This window comes from Streptomyces sp. NPDC054872 (assembly GCF_053610705.1).
In genome coordinates this window covers 23737-44759 of record NZ_JBSGYY010000020.1, presented here as the reverse complement: position 1 = coordinate 44759, position 21023 = coordinate 23737, and the positions used below count along the sequence as shown (strand labels likewise).

Sequence of the window (21023 nt, the reverse complement as noted above, 5' to 3'; positions counted from 1 at the left end):
TCCCGTGCGAGTTGCCGCCACGCTCTACCTCACCGACGAGACCATCACCCCCGTACGCCTGGCCCGCGAACTGGAGCAGCGAGGCTTCGCGGCGCTGTACCTCCCCGAGCATTCCCACATCCCGGTCTCCCGCGAGACCCCGTACCCCGGCGGTGAACTGCCGCCCGAGTGCGCCCGGATGCTGAACCCGTTCGTCGCCCTCTCCCAGGCCGCCGCCGTCACCGATCGACTCGGCCTCGGCACGAACATCACGCTCGTCGGACAGCACGACCCGATCGACCTCGCCAAGCAGATCGCGACCCTCGACCATCTCTCCGGCGGCCGGTTCACCCTTGGCGTCGGATACGGCTGGAACAGGGAGGAGGCCGCCGACCACGGCGTCGAGTGGCGCACGCGGCGCGCCCTCGTGCGGGACCGGATGGCGGTCATGCGGGCCCTGTGGGCGAATGAACCGACTCTGTACGAGGGGGAGTTCGGGAGTGTGCGCGCCAGCGAGGCGCACCCGAAGCCGGTGCGCGCGGCCCGCTCCCGCCCACGCATGGGAAGCCCCCTGTACGGGCCCCGCACCCTCATCGGCGGAGCCGCCGGACCCAAGCTGTTCGCGCACGTCGCGGAGTACGCCGACGGCTGGCTGCCCATCGGCGGCGGCGGTCTTCGCGACGCGCTCCCGGACCTCCGCACCGCCTGGGCCGACGCGGGCCGGGACCCCGCCGACCTGTATGTGGCGCTCTCCGCCGTCGAGCCGACCGAGGGCAAGCTCACCCACTACGCGGAGCTCGGCGTGGACGAGGTCATCGTGCAGCTCCCCGCACGCGGGGAGGCGGAGGTGCTGCGCACGCTCGACGGATTCCAGCGATACGTGCACCTCGCACCGGCCCCCGACAACCCGCACTGACCTGTAGCTGTTTCTCCGCGCGGTCGCTCGTATGCTCGGACGCATGACCAACAGCGCGCCGCAGGACAAAGCACCCCAGGGGCCGACCCCAGCGCCGGCACGGCCCACCGCGAACGCCATGCGTCGCGCGCTCAAACGCGCCAGGGACGGCGTCGCGCTCGACACCGCCGAGGCCGCCGTGCTGCTCCAGGCGCGCGGCGACGACCTGAAGGACCTCGCCGCGTCCGCCGCGCGGGTGCGTGACGCGGGCCTCGCGGCGGCCGGGCGGCCCGGTGTCATCACGTACTCGAAGAAGGTCTTCATCCCGCTGACGCGGCTGTGCCGCGACAAATGCCACTACTGCACCTTTGTGACCGTCCCCGGCAAGCTGCGGCGCGAGGGCCACGGCATGTTCCTCTCGCCGGACGAGGTCATCGACATCGCACGGCGCGGCGCCGAAACGGGCTGCAAGGAAGCCCTGTTCACGCTCGGCGACCGGCCCGAGGACCGCTGGCCCGAGGCCCGCGAGTGGCTGGAGGCCGAGGGGTACGACGACACCCTCGCCTACGTCCGCGCGATGGCGATCCGCGTCCTGGAGGAGACGGGCCTGCTCCCGCACCTCAACCCGGGCGTCATGACCTGGACCGACCTCCAGCGGCTCAAGCCCGTCGCGCCGTCCATGGGCATGATGCTGGAGACGACCGCGACCCGCCTGTGGAGCGAGCCGGGCGGCCCGCACCACGGCTCGCCCGACAAGGAGCCCGCGGTCCGGCTGCGGGTCCTGGAGGACGCGGGGCGCTCGAACGTCCCCTTCACCACCGGTGTCCTCATCGGGATCGGCGAGTCGTACGAGGAGCGGGCGGACGCCCTGTTCCGCCTGCGCGCGACGCAGCGCTCGTACCACGGCATCCAGGAAGTCATCGTCCAGAACTTCCGCGCCAAGCCCGACACGGCGATGCGCGGCATGCCGGACGCCGAGCTGGAGGAGCTCGCCGCGTGCATCGCGGTGTCCCGGCACATCCTCGGCCCGAGCGCCCGCATCCAGGCGCCGCCGAATCTCGTGGACGCCGAGTACGCCCTCCTGATCGGCGCGGGCATCGACGACTGGGGCGGCGTCTCGCCCCTCACGCCCGACCATGTGAACCCGGAGCGGCCCTGGCCGCACATCGACGAGCTGGCCGAGAAGACCGCGGACGCGGGCTTCGAGCTGCGTGAACGCCTCACGATCTACCCCGAGTTCATCGAGCGCGGCGAACCCTGGCTCGACCCGCGCCTCCTGCCGCACGTGCGCGCGCTCGTCGACCCGGACACGGGCCTCGCGAACCCCGACGCCCGTCCGAGCGGCCTGCCCTGGCAGGAGCCCGACGAGGGCTACGTGGCCTCGTCGGGGCGCACGGACCTGCACCGCACGATCGACACGACGGGCCGCACGTCCGACCGCCGCGACGACTTCGACGAGGTGTACGGCGACTGGGAGGCCCTGCGCGAGCAGGCCGCGCCCGGCATGGTCCCCTCGCGCATCGACGGCGACGTACGGGCGGCCCTGAAGACGGCCGCCGACGACCCGACGCGCCTCACGGACGAGCAGGCGCTCGCGCTCCTGCACGCGGACGGGCCCGCGCTCGACGCGCTCTGCGGTATCGCGGACGACCTGCGCAAGTCCGTGGTCGGCGACGACGTCACGTACATCGTCACGCGGAACATCAACTTCACGAACGTCTGCTACACCGGCTGCCGCTTCTGCGCCTTCGCCCAGCGCCGCACGGACGCGGACGCCTACACGCTCTCCCTGGACCAGGTCGCCGACCGTGCCGCGCAGGCGTGGGAGGTCGGCGCCACCGAGGTGTGCATGCAGGGCGGCATCCACCCTGACCTGCCGGGCAGCGCGTACTTCGACATCGCGCGGGCCGTGAAGGAGCGCGTGCCGGGCATGCACGTGCACGCGTTCTCGCCGATGGAGGTCGTGAACGGCGCGACCAGGACCGGCCTTTCGATACGGGACTGGCTGAGCGCCGCGAAGGACGCGGGCCTGGACTCGATCCCCGGTACGGCCGCGGAGATCCTCGACGACGAGGTGCGCTGGGTCCTGACCAAGGGCAAGCTGCCGACGGCGACGTGGATCGAGGTCGTGAGCACGGCCCACGAGCTGGGCATCCGCTCCTCGTCCACGATGATGTACGGGCACGTGGACCAGCCGAGGCACTGGCTCGGGCACTTCCGCACGCTGGCCGGGATGCAGCGGGACGCACTGGCCAAGGGGGTGGAGGGCTTCACGGAGTTCGTGACGCTGCCCTTCATCCACACGAACGCGCCGGTGTACCTGGCGGGCATCGCGCGGCCGGGCCCGACCACCCGCGACAACCGCGCGGTGGTGGCGATGGCGCGGCTGCTGCTCCACCCGTACATCCCGAACATCCAGACCAGCTGGGTGAAGCTGGGCACGGAGGGCGCGGCGGAGATGCTGCGCTCGGGCGCCAACGACCTGGGCGGCACGCTGATGGAGGAGACCATCTCCCGGATGGCGGGCTCCAGTTACGGCTCGTACCGCTCCGTGAAGGATCTCGTCGCGATCGCGGAGGAGGCGGGGCGTCCGGCGAAGCCGCGCACGACGCTGTACGGAGAGGTGCCGCTGGAGCGCCAGGAGGCGGCCGCCGCTTCGGACGGCCACCTCCCGGAGTTGCTTCCCGTTCTGGACTGACTCGACCGACTCGACTGACTCGGGGGAAAGGTCAGTCCGGCGAGGGTGGGGTCAGCCCCTCGGGGGCGAGGTCAGGAGAGCTCGCCGCCGAAGCGGGCGCCCGCCTCCGGGGTGCCGAGCGAGGACGGGCTGAACGACGTGATGCCGGTCGTGGTGAGGCCCGACGCGGCGCCGCGGAACAGCCAGGCGGCGCCCGAGTCCTTGGTCGTGCCGTCCTCCAGCGGGGTGCCCACGGTCAGGTCGGCACGGCCGTCCTTGTTCACGTCGGCGAGCTTGACCTCGGTGCCGAAGTTGTCGCCCGACTCCGAGACGCCGGGGACGGCGGCCGTGGACTGGTTGAAGGCCTGGGCGCCGGTGCCGGTCAGGCCGTTCGCGCCGCCCTTGAGGAGGACGACGGCGCCGGTGTCCCCGGCGGAGTCGACGTCTTCGCCGGGCAGGCCGACCGCGATGTCCGGGTAGCCGTCGCCGGTGACGTCACCGGCGGAGATCGAGTAACCGAACTGGTCTCCCCGGTCGTTCAGGTCGGGGTCGCCCTGCTCGCCCACACCGGGGACGCCCGCGGTCTCCTGGGTGATCTTCGCGGTGCGGCTGGAGAAGCCGGCCGCGGAGCCGTAGACGACCCGGACCGCGCCCGCGTCGTAGACCTGCATCTCGGAGACCTCGTCGACCTCGCGGGCCACCAGGTCGCCGTACCCGTCCTTGTCCACGTCGGCGATGACGCCGTTCGTCGTGAACTTCTTCGTCGGCGTCGACGTCTTGGAGAGGCCGTCCTTGCTGCCCTTCCACAGGCGCGAGGAGTGCTGCATCTCCTCCATGGCGTGGCCGGTGACGAGGTCGTCGGCGCCGTCGCCGGTCACGTCGCCCACCATGAGGTCCTGGGGGCCGTCGTCGCCGTTCTCGACGGACGAGGTGGAGGCGGGCTTCCCGTCGCGGGTGAAGGGGCCGTAGCGCACCTCCATGGTGAACAAGGAGTTGGCGACGAGGTCGGTCTTGCCGTCGCCGTTGAAGTCGCCGGCCTTGAGCTGCACGTTCTCGCCCGGCAGCGCGCTGCCCTGGGTCAGGCCGTTCGCGGAGCCCCAGATCACGGCGTCGGTGCTGCCGTTGTTCACGGTGAGGTCGGTGTATCCGTCGCCGTCGAGGTCGGCTGCCTCGGTGCTGGCGCCGAAGCCGCCGTCCTCCTCGGGGTCGCCGGGTACGCCTGCGGTGGTGCGGTTGATCTGCTTGGCGTGCGCGGTGTCGGCGCCGGACGGCGAGCCGTACACGATGGATACGTAGCCGGCGCCGGCCTTGCCGTTCACGGCGCCGCGGTACGCGGAGACGGCGAGGTCGGCGTATCCGTCATGGTTGAAGTCGGTGACCGGCTTGCTCGCGGCGGCGGCGGGCGCGGCGGCAGCGGAGCCGGCGGTGGCCACGACGGCGAACGGGGTCGCGAGCGCGGTCACCGCGACGGCGGCTATGAGTGAGCGACGCACTGGTCCTCCTGTGGGGAAACTTCTGTGACACCAGAGGAGACGGGCGCCTGAGGCAAGTGGTTGTACACCACAGGTTCATCGTTACGACGCCCGGACATTTCCGTTACAGAACCCGGCGTTTCCCTCACTCAACTCCTGTCCCACACAATGCAGTTCAGGCCATGGCGAGCCGGTCCACCAGCAGCTCCACCCTCGGCTCGATGTACTCCGACGGCAGCCGTCCCGATCGGGTCAGGGTCGCCAGGCCGTGCAGGGACGCCCAGAACGTCTCGGTGAAAAGCCCCGGGTCGACGCCGTCCCCGGCGACCTCGCCCAGGCTCTCAAGGAGCGCGGCGAAGGCGTCCTTGAGAGGTTCCGGGGTGTCCTCGTGCGCGAAGGCGAGGCCGCCGTCGAGCTGGAACAAGGCGTCGTAGACCGCCGGGTTGCGGGCGGCGAAGTCGAGGTAGGCGCGGGCGAGGGCGGCGACGCGCTCGCGGGGGCTGTCCGCGCGGGAGGTCGCGGCCCGCATCGCCACGGCCATCTCCGCGGCGCCTTCGAGGGCGACGGCGCCGATGATCTCGCGTTTGCCGCGGAAGTGGCTGTAGAGGACGGGCTGGCTGTATTCGATGCGCTCGGCGAGCCGGCGGGTGGTGACCGCGTCCCAGCCCTGCTGCTCGGCGAGTTCGCGGGCGGTCGCCACGATGAGGCGCTCGCGTTCCGCCCGTTCGCGCTGCTTGCGTTCCTGTACCGACATAACTGAATGCTAGCACTGCTAGACAATCGAGCGGCAGTAGTACTAGCGTTGCCTCATCACCTAGCAACGCTAGATCCTAGGGAGATCGTCATGCTCGACGCACTTGAGGTCATCACCACCGTCTCCGTCGGCGTGATGGTGGGGGTGGAGTTCTCCGTCGCCTTCGTCATCAACCGGATCCTCGACGCGCTCCCCGAGGACAGCGGCCAACTCGGCCGCGCCCACGGGGGAAGGATGCTCGGAGCCGTGATGCCGGTCTGGTACATCACCTCGCTCGTCCTCGTCGCGGTCTGGGCCATCGCCGGATGGGACCACCACGGCACCGGCCTCGTCGTCACCGCGGGAGCGCTGCTGATCGTCAGCGTGATCATGTCGATCCTGCTGCTCGTCCCGATCAACAACCGGAACAAGACGTGGACGCCCGAGAACCGGCCCGCGGACTGGAAGGAGCAGATGAACCGCTGGGAGCGATTCCACTACGTACGCGTCGCCGTCATCATCGCCGCCTTCGCCCTGCTGGTCACCGCCCTCGTCTGAGCCGGCGGGTTCGTCCGCCCACCTCGAACTCGAAGCTCACCAAGCCGACGAAGACTCGCAAGGAGAAGACAATGCCGCTGAAGAAGATCAACACCGTCCTGGCCGCCGCCTTCATCCTCTTCATCCTCTGGTTCGGGACGGAGTTCATCCTGAGCCCGGAGACGACGGCGCCGGGCTTCGGCCTGCCGAGCTGGCCGTCCGGCGACGGCGGCGGCTTCCTGATCATCAAGGGAATCCGCGACGTCGTCCTGGCCCTGGTCCTGGGCGTCCTGCTGGTGACGGGCCACCGCCGGGCCCTGGGCTGGGCGCTGCTGGTGGAGGCCTTCGCCGCGTACGGCGACATGACCACCGTGCTGGCCCACCACGGCTCCGTGGCCACCGCGCTCGGCGTCCACGGCCTGACCGCGACACTCATGGTGATCAACGGCCTGCTGATACTGCACGAGACCCGCAAGGCCGCGGCTGTCGCGGCAACGCCTGCCCCACAGCCCGCCTGACGCCGGGGCGGCTTCAGGCGAGGTGCGCGGATGCGGTCGCGTAGGTGAGGAAGTCCGCCCAGGTGCTGTTCGCGAAGGCGAGTTGGGGGCCCTGGGCGTTCTTGGAGTCGGCGGGTCGGAAATCACACGGCTGATGAGCTGGACCTCGTTGTGCCCCAGCGTGCTCCCGTCCTTGAGCTTGAGCAGCCGGAACGAGCCGCCGAGGCCGGAGTTCTCCTCGCGTGCCTTCGTGCACTCCTGGGCCGTGTTCGTTCGTGCGATCCGTGAGACGGCCGAGGCAGAGGCAGGATTGGGCATTCACCTCATCGCTTTGGCGACCCGCGTCTGGGACGAGCCGTTCGTCACCGATGAGGAGACGTTCGATCTCGGTGGGCCTGTCACGGATGAACGTCGCCCTGGCCGCCGAGTACGACACCGATGCCGTACTGACCCGGGACATCCGGGACTGACCTTTCGCGGAGTTTCGTAGCTCCATGAAAAGCCCCTGTGAAGTCCGGTCAAAAGTGATCTGAAGGGCGACTCTTCAGATATCTCTTCGTCTCTGAACCGACCGTTCCCGTTCGATTACAGTGCTGCGCAGAACGTGCGCGGAGGGTGCGCGGGAGAGCAGGGAGAGGAGGTGCCGTGAGCACCGCAGCAGCCACCGGAGTCTGGGGCCGCGCCGAGCAGCAGGACTTCCGCAGCCGGGTGCGCGGCACTCTCCTCGGAGCCGCCGTCGGGGACGCGCTGGGCGCGCCCGTCGACGCGCTGAGCCTCGACGAGATACGCGAGGCGCACGGCGCCGAGGGCCTCACCGAACCTGCCCCCGCGCACGGCAGACGCGGCGCCGTCACCGCCGCCACCCAGCTCACCCTCTTCACCGTGGACGGACTCATACGTGCCCAGGTGCGCCGCGACACCGGCGCCTGGCACCCGCCCACCGATCTGCACCGGGCTTATCGGCGGTGGGCGGCCACCCAGAGTGACTGGGGTCCTGACGAGCGGCGTAAGGAAGACGGCTGGCTGGCGCGCGAGGAGTGGCTCTACTCGCGCCGCTCGCCCGCCCGCGCCTGCCTGATCGGGTTCGGGGACGAGAACATGGGGACGCTCGAAGCCCCCAAGAACCCGGGCGAGCAGGGCGCCGAGGCCGTCACCCGGTCCGCCCCCTTCGGGCTCCTGGTCGGTTGGGAGCCGCAGCTCGTGCTCCAGCTCGCCGTGGAATGCGCCGTACAGACGCACGGGCACCCCACCGCCTACCTCGCCGCCGGCGCGCACACCATCCTCGTCCACGGTCTCGCCCGGGGTGAGTCTTTGGACGGTGCCATCCAGCGGGCCCTCGCGCTGCTTGCCGCCCGGCCCGGTCACCAGCCGGTGACCGATGCGCTCAAGCACGCCCTGGGAGCTGTGCGGCAAGGGATGCCCACGCCCTCCCGGGTGGAGGAGCTGATGGGGGACGGCGGCGCCGAGGGTGCGCTGTCCGCCGCCGTGTACTGCGCCCTCGTAGGAGAGGACATCCGCCATGGGCTGCGGCTCGCCGTCAATCACGGGGGAGCTTCATCCGCCGCGGGTGCCCTGTGCGGGGCGCTGCTCGGCGCGCTGCACGGCGAGACCGCGTTGCCGCCCGCCTGGCTCACCGAGCTGGAGGGGCGGGCCACGATCCTGGAGCTGGCGGACGACTTCGCGATGGAGATGACGCAGGGGCCCGCGCTGCACGGGCCCGCCGTTTCGTCGCCGGGGTGGCTGGCGCGTTACCCGCGAGCGTGAGGGGCTTCTCAAAGACAGGACGGGTCAAAGACAGGACGGGCCGGAAGACATCCCTGCCCGGGGAGATCTTCCAGCCCGTCCGGCGTTTGAGGACGAACTCGGCGAAGCCAGTGACTACGGCAAGCGGCCCTGCGGCGCGACCACTCCGTCGGCCTCCCCGGCGGGAGGCGGAACAGCCGCCGCACCGGCGGAGTCGTCGTCCCCGTCCGTGTTGATCTTCTCGATGATCGCGTCCCGCTCCGGGGTGTCCTCCGGCTTCACGATGCCGACGACGATGTAGAGGATCAGCGAGACCGCCAGCGGGATCGAGACCTGGTACTCCAGGGGCACCCCGCCCTCGACGCTCCAGTTGATCGGGTAGTTGACCAGCCAGAAGGCGAGCAGACCCATCGACCAGCTGGTGAGCGCCGCGGTCGGACCCGACTTGCGGAACGTGCGCAGCAGACCCAGCATCATCGGGATCGCGATCGGACCCATCAGACCCGCCACCCACTTGATGACGACCGTGATGATGTCCTTGAACGCGGGCGAGTTGACCTGCGTGGCCACCGCCATGGACAGACCCAGGAAGACGACGGTCGTCAGCCGCGCGGCGAGCAGGCCCGAGCGTTCGTTCCAGAGCCTGGCCTGCCGGGAGATCACCGGCGCCACGTCCCGGGTGAAGACCGCGGCGATCGCGTTGGCGTCCGAGGAGCACATGGCCATGGTGTGGGAGAAGAAGCCGACGATGACCAGGCCCAACAGACCGTGTGGCAGCAGCTGTTCGGTCATCAGGGCGTACGAGTCGGAGCCGTCGGGCTTCTTCGCGTCCACCAGGAGCGGGGACATCCACATGGGGAAGAACAGGATGACCGGCCACACCAGCCACAGCACCGCCGAGAGCCGGGCCGAGCGCGTGGCCTCACGGGGACTCGACGTGGCCATGTAGCGCTGGGCCTGGTTGAGCATGCCGCCGTTGTACTCGAAGAGCTTGATGAAGAGGAACGCGAGCAGGAAGATCGTTCCGTACGGGCCGACCAACGGCTTGCCGTGGCCCGCGAGTTCGGGCTCGTCCCAGACCCCGAAGAACCCGCCGTGCGGGCCCAGCTTCGACACCACGGCCACGAACATCGCGACGCCGGCGAGGAGCTGGATGATGAACTGGCCGAGCTCGGTGAGCGCGTCCGCCCACAGGCCGCCGATCGTGCAGTAGATGGCGGTGATCACGCCGGTGATCAGGATGCCCTGGTTGATCGAGATGCCGGTGAAGACGGAGAGCAGGGTGGCGATGGCGGCCCACTTGGCGGCCACGTCCACGATCTTCAGGAGCATCCCGGACCAGGCGAGGGCCTGCTGGGTCTTCAGGTTGTAGCGGTTCTTGAGATATTCGAGCGGCGAGGCCACGTGCAGGCGCCCGCGGAGCCGGTTGATGCGGGGCGCGAAGAGCTTGGAACCGATGGCGATGCCGAGCGCGATCGGGAACGACCAGGTGATGAAGGACGTGACGCCGTAGGTGTACGCGATGCCCGCGTACCCGGTGAACATCACGGCGCTGTAGCCGGACATGTGGTGCGAGATGCCGGACAGCCACCAGGGCATCTTGCCGCCCGCGGTGAAGAAGTCGCTCACGTTGTCCACGCGTTTGTGGGACCAGACGCCGATCGCGACCATGATGCCGAAGTAGCCGATGAGCACGGCCCAGTCGAGACTGTTCATGTGCCCCCTCCAGGGGTCCGCCTTGTGAACTGCGCTGAAATGCCGTGCACTTCGCCAGTTTCGTGACATACGGACCTGGGCGGCCTTGAAGTGCCCGCTCATCGTGGGTTCGGGTGTGCGCTGCCGACAACCGGCAGTAAGGTCAAGAGCGAGTAAAATCGTTCTGTTTGCTGACCTGCGTTCACATGCTTGACCCCGAGAAGCCCGCCCCGCGAGGCCGTGCAAGCGCACAAAAACGGCTGTACGGGACCCAAGTCCCGTACAGCCGTCACCTGTTCCGCGGCGCGACGCCTACCGCATCAGTTCCCCCGCGTTCACAAGCAGCGACTGCCCCGTGATCGACCGCGCCATGTCCGACGCCAGGAACACCGCCGCGTCCGCCACGTCCCCGTCCGTCGCCAGTTCCGGCAGGGCCATCCGCGCCGCGAGACGGTCCCGTACCTCCGCCTCCGGCACCCCCTCGGTGTGCGCGGTGAACTGGACGTACGCCTCGACCGGCGGGCCCCACATCCAGCCGGGCAGCACGGTGTTCACCCGGATCCGGTCGGGGCCCACCTCGTGCGCGAGGGAGTACATCGCCGACGTCAGCGCTCCCTTCGACGCCGCGTACGCCGCCTGCCGCACCTGCGAGGGCGACGCGACCGCCGACTGTGTGCCGATGAACACCACCGAGCCGCCCCGCTCCTTCAGCGCGGGCAGGCAGGCCCGTGTCATCCGCAGCGTACCGAGCAGATTGACGTCGATGACCTGCTGCCAGGTGGCGAAGTCCGCGTCCTGCACCCCACCGAAGTAGCTGTCCCAGGCGGCCACATGGACCACCGCGTCGATCCCGCCGAAGCGCTCGCGCGCCAGGCCCGCGAGCGCCTCGCACTGGGCCTCGTCGGTGATGTCGGTCGGGCGGTACGCCGTGTGCGTGCCCTCGGGGTCGATCTCACCGGCCGACTTGGCGAGGTTCGCCTCCGTGCGCGCCCCGAGCACCGCCCGGCCCCCGTCCCGTACGACGGCGGCCGCCACCTGGTGGCCGAGGCCCGCGCCGACCCCCGACACGACGACGGTCTTTCCTTCGAGGAGCGAGCGCATGGGGCGCCTCCCGGCTCTGGCAGTTTTGCTGACGGGGCGTCAGAGTATGGGCGACCACCGGAGGAAGGAAGACTCATGAGCGAGGACACCCGCAGTGAGGTCTACGGCGAGCTGGCCGCCGTCGGCCCGTACGGCGTGCACCCGGGCCACGCCCTGATCACCATGGTCGAGCCGCACCCGGGCCACGAGTACGCGTACAACCGCTGGTACGAGGACGACCACTACTACGCAGGCGCGATGGCGATGCCCTGGATGTACGCGGGCCGCCGCTGGGTCGCTCCCCGCGAACTCCAGCTCCTGCGCAAGCCGGAGAAGTCAGCCGTCGCCGAGCCCGTGACCGCCGGCTGCTACCTCTCCACGTACTGGGTCACCGAGGGCCGCTACGACGAGCACATGAAGTGGACCGTCGGCATCAACAAGCGTCTGAACCGCGACGGCCGCGTCTATCAGGACCGCACGCACGTGTTCACGGCCTTCCAGGACCACGAGGCCACCGTCTACCGCGACGGAGCGGCCGGACCCCGTGACTTCCACGCGCTCGACCACCCCTATCAGGGCCTGGTGCTCGAAGTCATCGACAGCGATTCGGGCGCGCAGCGGGCGGAGTTGCTGGAGTGGCTGCGGTCCAGACAGCTGCCGCGTGCCCTCGCCAAGTCGCCGGCCGCGATGGTGACCATCTTCCGGCCGACTCCGCTGCCGGGGGACCGGATGACGTACGTGAAGCAGGTGGAGGGGGTCGACACACGCCTGACGCTGCTGTGGTTCCTGCAAACCGATCCGCGGGAGTGCTGGCAGGAGCATTTCGCCGGGCGGGCGGACGCGGTAGCGGAATCGGGGATGGGGAGGGTGGAGCTGCTGGCTCCGTTCATTCCCACGGTGCCGGGAACGGATACGTACGTCGATCAACTGCGATAGTCGATCAGTTCGCCCGAGAAAGGCCGAGCCCCCTCGGCCGGGACGGCGGGCCAGTCGAGAGGGCTCAATCGGTACTGCTTATGCAGTTGTTGATCTCTCGCTGATCTCGTGGGGCTGATGCGCGAGCGGGTTCGTATCAGCCGAGGTGTGAGGACTCCCGGCCGACCTCGGAGACGAATGCGCGCCATGAGTCGGAGGGAAAGGCGAGGACGGGGCCCTCGGTGACCTTTGAGTCCCGTACCGAAATCGCGGTCGCAAGAGGGGACTTGACCTCGACACATGCGCCGTTTCCCGTGGAATACGAAGACTTGACCCACGTATTCGTAGCGCCCTGATGAATTGCCATGGTTACTCCGGTTTGCCCAGTTGTTGAGTTGCGGTCACCGCTGAGAGCGGCTGCGCCAACAGATGTTGCTTGATGGCGTGAATGACGCTACTCGCCAACATCGCTGAGTGAAGGGAGCGTTCACTCGACCGGATGGCATATTCCAGTGGGGTCTTCCGCCTCGCCGAGCGCTAGGTGTACCGTGCGGCGCTTTCCCTCGCGAGGCAGTCGCATATGCGACGTTTGCCTCAGCGTGCGTACTCTTTCGCGATGTCTGCGATGAGTTGGCGCGATTGATCCACATTCAGCGCCTGTGCCCGCAGATGCTCGTACATCACGCTGTATTGCTGCACGTCGTTGGCCTTCTCCAGATAGAGGTCGCTCGTGACGCCCTCGATGTAGACGACGCTGGAGTCCGCCGCGTCCGGGAACTCGAGAATCGCGTACTGGCCATTGAGGCCGGGATGCGCGCCCATCTCGAAGGGAATCACCTGGACCGTCACGTGCGGCAGTTGGGACTGTTCCACGAGGTGTTCCAGCTGGTCGCGCATCAGGTGCCGGGAGCCGACCACGCGGCGCAGCGCGGACTCGTCGAGGACGGTCCACAGACGCAGCGGGTTCTCCGGGGCGTTGATGCGCTCCTGGCGGCGGACGCGGACCTGGACCCGCTTCTCGATGTCCGTCGGCGTGGTCTCCGGCAGCGCGCCGGTGATGAGTGCCTCCGCGTACGCACGGGTCTGGAGCAGGCCGGGGACGACCTGCGGGTCGTACACGCGCAGGGACGCGGCGTCCGTCTCAAGGCCGATGTAGACGCTGTACGGGATGTCGCCGAAGGAGTGCCACCAGCCCTGCTGGCGCGAGTCCTTGGCCATTTGCATGAGCGAGTCGACGATGCGGTGGTCCTCGACCTCGTAGACCCCGCAGAGATCGCGTACATCGCGCTGACTGATCGAACGGCGGCCGTTCTCGAGGCGGCTGATCTTCGACTGCGAGACCAGCAGGCGCTCGGCGACCTCCTCGGCCGTCATGCCCTTGAGCTCGCGGAGCCTGCGGAGCTCCTGGCCCAACCGGCGTCGCCTGACGGTGGGATTGACATTGGACGCCACGGACGTGCACCTCCGACTACATGCCTCTACTTTGCGTATCTGCTGTTCAGCAGAGTGCCACCAACGCGTCGCACACCGCTGGGAAACAGCCGATGTGAAGAGCGAACTGCCGTGCGACGTGAAGACGGACATGAGGACTGGTGTGAGGGTGCGGCCCGGCCGTGCGGTGCTGTGCGGCCGCGCGGGGCGGAGGTACCGGTGTCGTCGTCCGGACGATTCCGATGCCACTGCCCCGCGCGGCCCAGCGGCTCCCGAACCGGGTCTGGGGGACTGCGGTGCGGCGTTGCTGTTGCCGGTACTGCGGGTGAGTCCTTGCTTTCCTACATCTCTGACCGGGCTCAGTGGGCCACGGCACGTGCCATGGATCCGCGGCGCGGCTGCATCGGAACCCCGCCGGGTTCCGGCACGGTCCTGGCCGGCTGTCGGCCACCGCCTGGTCCACCCGGTCCACCCGGTCCCGCTGGGGCCGGGCTGCGGCGTGGCTGAGCGGCCACACCGTTCTGGACGTCCATCACGGCGTGCGCCACGAGGCCGCCCATCGGGTCGTGCCTGATCAGGTCCCGGAGACGGGAGCGCGATGAACGCCCTTCGTTGCCGGGGTAGAGGTGCTTGCCGAGTCCCACTGCGTGAGCGAGCGCGGCGAGCGCCGCGGTCCGCGGGTCCGGGGGTACGCCGGTGCGGATCGCGCTGTCCAGTCGGGACCTGATGTCCCGGCTGATTGCCGTGTCCGTCGCTTGGTAGCGAGTCGTCGGCAGTACTCCGCACATCTGGCCCGATACGGCATGCACCATGCCGCACCGCTCCAGGTGCGCGAGGTAGATCTGGCGCAGCCCCAGTCGGGGCCCGCCAATCCAGTGGACTGCCCGAACCGGGCTGCCGCGCCTGCGCAGCAGTTCCAGTGCGGAGTCCAGAGTCGGATCTCCGGTCGGCCGTGGCATCACCACGGCGATACGATCCCCGTCTGGGGCTATCCGTCCGGCCAGCGCCAGCTCCACTAGCTGTGCTCCGGCCAGACCGAGGTCGAGCGACTGCGGCTGCGCTGTGGTACCCGTGGCCGGGTCCAAAGCGAGCAGCAGAAGCTCCTCCGGAATTGTTCTGCGGCTCCTGCCCATCCATGCCTCCCCGCGTGGATGAATGACAGGGTGACCCCTCTCACATTGGTCTGTCGAGAGTGCGTGACCGGTAAGTACGGGAACCAGTAGGTATGTCGTTCTCGTCTACCACGGGGGTTAAGCCCTCACACAGGACACTGGTACATGGTTCGGACAGCGGGTCCGGCCGTGGTTTTGGCGCAACGGCAACGCGAGCGGCATGGCGTACGAGGAGGCATCGGTGGCGGGCGAGACCCCCGACAGGTCGAAGCAGCGGAAGTCGTCGGGGAACCCGACTGGGGCAGAACCGTCCGTGCCGGCACCGGCGCCGGAGGAACGCGACCCGCGTCTCGCGGTGGCCCGGGAGGTCCCCGCGGCGCGCGAGGAGCGGGAGGACCGGGCGACGGCGGTCTTCTCGACGAAGGCGGTGACGGAGGCGGCGGCCTCCGGCCCTGAGGAGCGTGCGGGGTCCTCGGACGCTTCCAAGGAGCCGGCCAAGGGTGCCGAGGCGGGCGACGCGCGGCTGCGGGCCGCTGTGGCGGCATGGGTGGCCACGGCGGACGAGGAGACCCCCGGGGCCTCGGAGAAGGGCGCTGAGGGCGCCGCGGGCGGCGAGGGGGCGACCTCGGACGCCGAGAAGGACACTTCACCGGCCACGGATGTGACCCCCGGGGAGAGCGGGGCTCCGGCTGCCGCCGAGCCTGCCGGGAAGAGCAAGGCTCCGGCTGCCGCCGAGGCGAAGGCTTCGGACGCGGCGAGTTCCGATGACGCTGCGGGCGACGCGGGCGACGCGGGCGACGCGGGCGGCTCGAACGGCGCGGGCGGCTCGGACGGCGACGCGGCCGACGAGGCCGCTGGATCTGCCGAGCCCGAGGCGGCTGACGAGCCTGCGGGGGCGGACGCTTCTGCGGGTGACGCGGGTGCCGATGGTTCCGGTGACGCCTCCGCCTCTGCGGAGACTGAGGCGGCCGATGAGGCCACGGAGGCGAATGGCCCCGCAGGTGACGCGGATGGCGCCGACGACTCCGGTGACGCCACCGCCTCTGCCGCGCCCGTCGAGCCCGAGGCGGCCGACGAGCCCGCAGACGCGACGGGCGACGCGGGCGACTCCCGTGACGCCGACGCCGCCACCAGCACCTCCGAGCCTGCCGGCGTGGCTGGTTCCGTGAGCGCTGCAGGCGGTTCGGGTGACGCCGATGCGGCCGACGACGACGCTGACTCAGCCGAACCTGCGACGGCGGATGAGCCCGGACAGGCCGACGCGGCTGCGGGCGATGACGACTCCTCCGACGACGAGGGTGACTCCCGCGACGCCGACGCCGACGCCGAAGCTGCCGCCGCACCCGCGGTGGCCACCGGCTCCAAGGCGGACGCCAAGCCCACCGACTCCAAGGCGGACGCCAAGCCCTCGCCCGACGCCGACGCCAGTGACGCCGACCCCACCGACACCAACACCGACGAAAAGCCCCCCGCCGACGCCCCCACCCGCGGTGTCGATCAGGCCACCGCCGTTTTCAAGGCGTTGCCCCCGAAGGCCGTCGACCAGCCGACCACCATGCTCAAGCTGGGCGACCACAAGCCCGCGGCCAAGAAGCCGGAAGCGAAGCCCGGAGCAAAGCCTGTCGCAAAGCCCGAGGGGGACGCCGAGCGCACCAGCAAGTTCGTCGCGCTCAAGCCTCTCGACGACGCGGCACCCAGCGCCCCGAAGGCCCCGGCCAAGGCGCCCACGCCCGAGAAGGCGCCAACGCCTGAGCAGGCTTCCGCGCCCGCAAGGGGCAACGTAGGGCCCGAGCGCACCACTCAGCAGCCGCTGCCCCCGCGGCCGCCGCTCGACCTTCTCGCCGAGCTGACCAACACTCCGCCGCCCCCGGAGACCCCGGTCCGCACCGCCGTGCGGAGGGTCAAGATCTGGACGCCGCTGGTGCTGCTCATGGTGGTCGTCTTTGCGGTCGTACAGGCCGTGCGCCCGCTGCCGACCCCCACCCTCACGCTGACGGCGAAGGAGACCGTCACCTTCGAGGGCGGCAAGCCGTCCATGCCGTGGCCCAGCAAGGGCCAGGCGGCGATGGACGTGAACGGCATCGGGACGTTCGGTACGTCCGGCGACCAGAAGCCCGTGCCGATCGCGAGCATCGCCAAGGTCATGACGGTCTACCTCGTCCTGCGCGACCACCCGCTGAAGCCGGGCAACAACGGCCCGGACATCCCGGTCGACGCCGCGGCAGAGAAGCACTACACGACCGGCAAAGCGGGCAACGAGTCGGTCGTCAAGGTCTCCGAGGGCCAGAAGATCAAGCAGTACGAGGCGCTGCAGGCGGTCATGCTGCCGTCCGCGAACAACATCGCCAAGCTGCTCGCCCGCTGGGACACCAAGAGCGATTCCGAGGACGAGTTCGTCGCGAAGATGAACAAGACCGCCAAGGAACTCGGCATGAAGAACACGCATTACACGGACCCGAGCGGCCTCGACAAGACGACCGTCTCCACCGCCGAGGACCTCGTGAAGCTGGGCCGGGCCGCGATGGAGGACCCGGTCTTCAACGAGATCTCCCGCCAGCCCAGTTACAAGGACCTCAACGGCGACAAGCAGAACAACTTCTTCGGGCTCGTCCCGACGGTCGCCATCGGCATCAAGACCGGCACCACCACCGCGGCGGGCGGCAACATCCTCTTCGCCGCGGAGAAGAAGGTCGGCGGCGAGACCCGCACGATCATCGGTGCCGCCCTCGGTCAGTACGGGGAGAACGGCGTGGCCAACATCGACCAGGTCACCGGCGTCACCCGCAAGCTCATCGAGGCGGGTCAGGGCGCGCTCAAGGCCAAGACGATCGTGAAGAAGGGCGACGTCGTGGGCCAGGTCGACGACGGGCTCGGCGGCACGACCCCGGTCGTCGCCACCAAGGACGTCGACGCCGCGGGCTGGTCGGGCCTCACGGTCAAGCTGAAGCTCGGCGAGAAGGCCGGCGTCACGATCCCGCACTCGGCGAAGGCCGGTACGACGGTGGGCGTGCTGAGCGTCGGCGACGGCAAGGAAGGTGCCGTCGAGGTGCCCGTCGCGCTCCAGAAGGACCTCGCCGAGCCGGGCCTCGGAGCCAAGCTCCAGCGCGTCGGCTGAGGCCAGGCCGGCGGAACGTACAGAAGCCAGGACAGCGGAACGTACAGAGGCAAGGACAGCGCGACGTACAAGGGAGAGCGGGCACGGGCACAGGCGCAAGCCGCCGCCCGTGCCCGCGCCTTGGCCGAAGCCGGTCGGACCCTCGTGCGGGGAACCCCCGCCCCAGGCTCCGCGCGCGCGGTGCGTGCTAGCGTCACAAGTTCGGGGAGCAGTACGCCGGTGCTGAGCGACGGGGTGTTCCGGGACGGACCCCCTGGCGCGGCCCCCGGACGGACAGAACGACACGGGGAGTGCCGCAAGTGGCCACAGCGGAGCCGACGCGAGCCGACGACGCCGATCCTGAGCCCGGCACCGGTGGCGGCACCCGCACCGGGGCGCGAATACAGCTGCCCGCCCAGCGCGGAGCGCACCCCGTGACACCCGAACGGGCTCCCCGGTGGATGCGGATCCTGCGGCATCCGGTGACCGTCACGACCGTCACCGCGGCCGTCCTGCACGTCGTGTGGTTCTTCACCTTCGCCAACAGCGGCGGTGACCTCGCCGCGCAGGACGCGTGGGCCGAGTTCGTCGGGCGGCACCCCGACTCCGCGTACAACCTCGCCTGGTACGGCGGGATGCACCCGGTGTCGTACAGCGTCGTCTCGCCGTATCTGATGTCGGTGCTCGGCGTCCGGACCACGATGATGATCGCCGGGACGGTCTCCGCCGCGCTCATCACGATGATCCTGATCCGCAGCCGCGCGGTGCGACAGCCCCTGTGGCCCGCGATGGCGGGTGTCTTCGCGCTGTTCTGCAACGCGGTGTCGGGCCGGGTGACGTACGGCCTCGGGCAGATGTTCGCGCTGATGGCCGTCGCGGCCGTCTTCTGCTGGCCCTACCGCTGGCGCTACAAGCGGTGGGCGAAGGCGCTGGTCGCCGCGCCGTTCGCCGCGCTCGCGACGATGGGCAGCCCGGTGGCCGGACTCTTCGTGGGCCTGATCGCCGTCGCGCTGTTCCTCAGCAAGCGCTACCCCGGCGCGTACGCCCTCGGGGTGGCGCCCGCCGTCGTCGTGGGCCTGTCCGCGTGGCTCTTCCCGTTCTCGGGTACGCAGCCGATGTCCTTCGGGTCCGCGTCGCTGCCCCTGATCTGCTCCGGCCTGGTCTTCTTCCTCGTGCCGAAGCAGTGGAAGACGGTGCGGATCACGACCGCCGTGTACGCGGCCTTCGTGCTCGGTGTCTGGCTGATCAGCTCGCAGATCGGCTCCAACATCTCCCGCCTCGCGATGTCCTTCGGGGGCGTCGCGCTCCTTGCCGCGCTGCCGTTCGCGGTGAAGAAGTCCCGCAAGTGGTACACGATCGTCCTGGCCCTCGTCGCCTTCACCGGCTGGGTCGGCTTCAAGGCGGTCGACGACATAGTGCACACGACGCCCCAGGCCTCCTGGACGCGTGAGCTGGCGCCGCTCGTCAACGAACTGCAGGAGGTCGGCGCCGAGAAGGGCCGCGTCGAGGTCGTGCCCGCGCGCAGCCACCGCGAGGCCTCCGCGCTCTCGCCGTACGTGAACCTCGCCCGCGGCTGGAACCGTCAGGCGGACATGGAGCGCAACCCCCTCTTCTACGACGACACCCTGAACTCCGCGAACTATCACGAGTGGCTGCAGCGCTGGTCCGTGCATTACGTCGTGCTGCCCAAGGGCGAGCCCGACGGCGACGGCGGCAAGCGCGAGGCCGCACTGGTCGAGAGGGGCCTGCCGTACCTGAAGCAGGTGTGGGTGGACTCCAACTGGCAGCTGTACGAGGTCACCGACCCGACCCCGCTCGCCGACCCGCCCGCGGTCGTCGACAGCGCCGAGGCGGGCGGCATGACGATCGAGGTGAAGGAGGCGGGCCGCGTCCTGATCCGCGTCCCGTACTCGCCGTGGCTCAGCCTCGTCGACGCCGACGGCAAGGGCGTCGAGCGGCCGAAGGAGACCGACGAGTCCAAGCGGCTGCGTGAGACCGACGAGGACCGCCCCAAGCAGTTCGACAACGTCAACGGCTGCCTGATGGAGGCCGAGGAGGACGCCGAGGGCGACAAGTGGACCGAACTCCTCGCCCCCGGCCCCGGCGTCTACCGGCTGGGCGCGCCCTACCAGCTGCCGCGCGGCACCGCCTGCCCCGAGGAACTGCAGGAGAGCGTGCGCTGAGCGGCCGGCCGGAGGTGGCGCGCCCCGCGGTCGGGAGTTACGGGGTCGCCACCGGGAACGCCACGTCGCACACCTGGTCCTCCGGACCGGCGGAGTCCCACTCCACGAAGTAGATCTCGCGGCACGCTCCGGCGACCTTCAGGCCTTCGCGGGCCACCCACGCCTCCACGGCCTCGAACGCACCGAGGATCTGCGGATAGGAGACCTGGGCCTTGGTGATGCGGGTGCAGGCGATCCGGTGGGCTGGCTCCACCCGGAAGCCGGCGCCCCGCCGGAGCCCCGCCTTCGCCGCCCACGCCCGAGCCGCCGCCGCGTCCCTGACCGGTACGCAGGCCTCCGCCGGGCCGTCGCTGTCCTGTGTGACCTCGGCGTGGTAGACGACGAACGGCGAGTTCGCCACGCCGCCGCATTCGCTCTCGGCCGCCTCTTCAAGGCGGCCCGTCGCCGCGCCGATCCAGGCGGGCAGCTCCTCGGCGAGCAGGTGCCTGCTCTCGCAGATGACGTACTGCTCGGGCACGTCGACCGTCTTGACGTCGAAATCTTTCCCGTACATCTCAGAACCTCTTCCGGCCAGTCGTCCACGGAGGTACCCCACGAGCGTGCGCTGCTCCGCGTGCCGCTCCTCGACGCCCGCCCAGTACGCGGCGACCGCCCGCTCCGCCTCGTCGCCGTCGAGCCGTACCGTCGCGGTGATGTCCGCGAGCGGCATGCCGAGGCGGCGCAGCAGGACGACGGTGCGGGCGTGTTCCACCTGCGCCGCGCGGTAGCGGCGGTAGCCGGTGAAGGCGTCGACGTGCGCGGGGGCCAGCAGCCCGAGGCGGTCGTACAGGCGCAGTGCCTTGGGCGAGAGCCGTGCGCGGGCGGCGAACTCACCGATGGTGAGCAGGGGTTCGCCACCGGCCGGTGCGTCTGCCGGTAGGTCTTCCCGTGCGTCTGCCGGTACGTCTGCCTGTGCGTGCGCGTCCATGGGGGCATCCTCC

The 21023-nt window shown here is 69.9% G+C and carries 16 protein-coding genes; 8 read left to right on the top strand and 8 right to left on the bottom strand.

Annotated elements, in window-relative coordinates; all coding sequences use genetic code 11:
- Nucleotides 1-4: 4 nt before the first annotated feature.
- Together ACWGIH_RS24185 and ACWGIH_RS24180 are read left to right on the top strand one after the other, a co-directional pair.
- Nucleotides 5-895 (top strand): LLM class F420-dependent oxidoreductase, encoded by an 891-nt coding sequence (locus tag ACWGIH_RS24185; RefSeq protein ID WP_453446273.1) that lies wholly within the window; start codon nucleotides 5-7, stop codon nucleotides 893-895.
- A 43-nt stretch (nucleotides 896-938) separates the two neighbouring features.
- A complete protein-coding gene (locus tag ACWGIH_RS24180) occupies nucleotides 939-3572 on the top strand; it encodes a bifunctional FO biosynthesis protein CofGH (RefSeq protein ID WP_453446275.1) in 2634 nt (877 codons plus the stop codon).
- 71 nt (nucleotides 3573-3643) lie between these two features.
- Here the strand turns inward: ACWGIH_RS24180 and ACWGIH_RS24175 are convergent, their stop codons facing one another.
- Both ACWGIH_RS24175 and ACWGIH_RS24170 read right to left on the bottom strand, forming a co-directional pair.
- Nucleotides 3644-5044: an FG-GAP-like repeat-containing protein gene (locus ACWGIH_RS24175; RefSeq protein WP_453446276.1), complete on the bottom strand. Its 1401-nt coding sequence runs from the start codon at nucleotides 5042-5044 to the stop codon at nucleotides 3644-3646.
- A gap of 154 nt (nucleotides 5045-5198) precedes the next feature.
- Nucleotides 5199-5777, bottom strand: coding sequence for a TetR/AcrR family transcriptional regulator (locus tag ACWGIH_RS24170; RefSeq protein ID WP_453446277.1), 579 nt, complete (start codon nucleotides 5775-5777; stop codon nucleotides 5199-5201).
- 90 nt (nucleotides 5778-5867) lie between these two features.
- On the opposite strand from ACWGIH_RS24170, the gene ACWGIH_RS24165 reads away from it, so the two are divergent.
- The 3 genes from ACWGIH_RS24165 to ACWGIH_RS24155 all read left to right on the top strand — a co-directional run bounded on the left by ACWGIH_RS24165 (nucleotide 5868) and on the right by ACWGIH_RS24155 (nucleotide 8554).
- Nucleotides 5868-6314, top strand: a complete 447-nt coding sequence (locus tag ACWGIH_RS24165; protein ID WP_453446278.1) for an anthrone oxygenase family protein — start codon at nucleotides 5868-5870, stop codon at nucleotides 6312-6314.
- Between the two features lie 71 nt (nucleotides 6315-6385).
- Nucleotides 6386-6811, top strand: coding sequence for a DUF4267 domain-containing protein (locus ACWGIH_RS24160; protein WP_453446280.1), 426 nt, complete (start codon nucleotides 6386-6388; stop codon nucleotides 6809-6811).
- A gap of 624 nt (nucleotides 6812-7435) precedes the next feature.
- Nucleotides 7436-8554, top strand: coding sequence for an ADP-ribosylglycohydrolase family protein (locus ACWGIH_RS24155; RefSeq protein WP_453446281.1), 1119 nt, complete (start codon nucleotides 7436-7438; stop codon nucleotides 8552-8554).
- 114 nt (nucleotides 8555-8668) lie between these two features.
- Here the strand turns inward: ACWGIH_RS24155 and ACWGIH_RS24150 are convergent, their stop codons facing one another.
- Nucleotides 8669-10249: a sodium:solute symporter family protein gene (locus tag ACWGIH_RS24150; protein WP_453446282.1), complete on the bottom strand. Its 1581-nt coding sequence runs from the start codon at nucleotides 10247-10249 to the stop codon at nucleotides 8669-8671.
- A 291-nt stretch (nucleotides 10250-10540) separates the two neighbouring features.
- The gene (locus ACWGIH_RS24145) at nucleotides 10541-11329 is read right to left on the bottom strand and encodes an SDR family oxidoreductase (RefSeq protein WP_453446284.1); all 789 of its coding nucleotides are present in this window, start codon (nucleotides 11327-11329) and stop codon (nucleotides 10541-10543) included.
- A 75-nt stretch (nucleotides 11330-11404) separates the two neighbouring features.
- Between ACWGIH_RS24145 and ACWGIH_RS24140 the strand changes: the two genes are divergently transcribed.
- The gene (locus ACWGIH_RS24140; RefSeq protein ID WP_453446285.1) at nucleotides 11405-12244 is read left to right on the top strand and encodes a hypothetical protein; all 840 of its coding nucleotides are present in this window, start codon (nucleotides 11405-11407) and stop codon (nucleotides 12242-12244) included.
- Nucleotides 12245-12380: 136 nt separating this feature from the next.
- On the opposite strand, the gene ACWGIH_RS24135 is transcribed toward ACWGIH_RS24140, so the two are convergent.
- The 3 genes from ACWGIH_RS24135 to ACWGIH_RS24125 form a co-directional block, all read right to left on the bottom strand.
- Entirely contained in the window at nucleotides 12381-12590 is a 210-nt protein-coding gene (locus tag ACWGIH_RS24135; protein WP_453446287.1) for a DUF397 domain-containing protein, read from the bottom strand.
- 227 nt (nucleotides 12591-12817) lie between these two features.
- Nucleotides 12818-13675, bottom strand: coding sequence for a helix-turn-helix domain-containing protein (locus ACWGIH_RS24130; RefSeq protein WP_363211805.1), 858 nt, complete (start codon nucleotides 13673-13675; stop codon nucleotides 12818-12820).
- Between the two features lie 338 nt (nucleotides 13676-14013).
- Entirely contained in the window at nucleotides 14014-14787 is a 774-nt protein-coding gene (locus ACWGIH_RS24125; protein ID WP_365821351.1) for a GOLPH3/VPS74 family protein, read from the bottom strand.
- Between the two features lie 199 nt (nucleotides 14788-14986).
- Here ACWGIH_RS24125 and ACWGIH_RS24120 point away from each other — a divergent pair, with 199 nt between their 5' ends.
- Nucleotides 14987-17881 carry a D-alanyl-D-alanine carboxypeptidase gene (locus ACWGIH_RS24120; protein ID WP_453446288.1) on the top strand — a complete coding sequence of 965 codons (2895 nt, stop codon included), beginning with the start codon at nucleotides 14987-14989 and terminating at the stop codon, nucleotides 17879-17881.
- Between the two features lie 299 nt (nucleotides 17882-18180).
- Nucleotides 18181-20043 (top strand): MFS transporter, encoded by a 1863-nt coding sequence (locus ACWGIH_RS24115; RefSeq protein WP_453446289.1) that lies wholly within the window; start codon nucleotides 18181-18183, stop codon nucleotides 20041-20043.
- 37 nt (nucleotides 20044-20080) lie between these two features.
- Here ACWGIH_RS24115 and ACWGIH_RS24110 read toward each other — a convergent pair whose 3' ends face one another.
- The gene (locus tag ACWGIH_RS24110) at nucleotides 20081-21010 is read right to left on the bottom strand and encodes a MerR family transcriptional regulator (protein WP_453446290.1); all 930 of its coding nucleotides are present in this window, start codon (nucleotides 21008-21010) and stop codon (nucleotides 20081-20083) included.
- Between the last annotated feature and the right edge of the window lie 13 nt (nucleotides 21011-21023).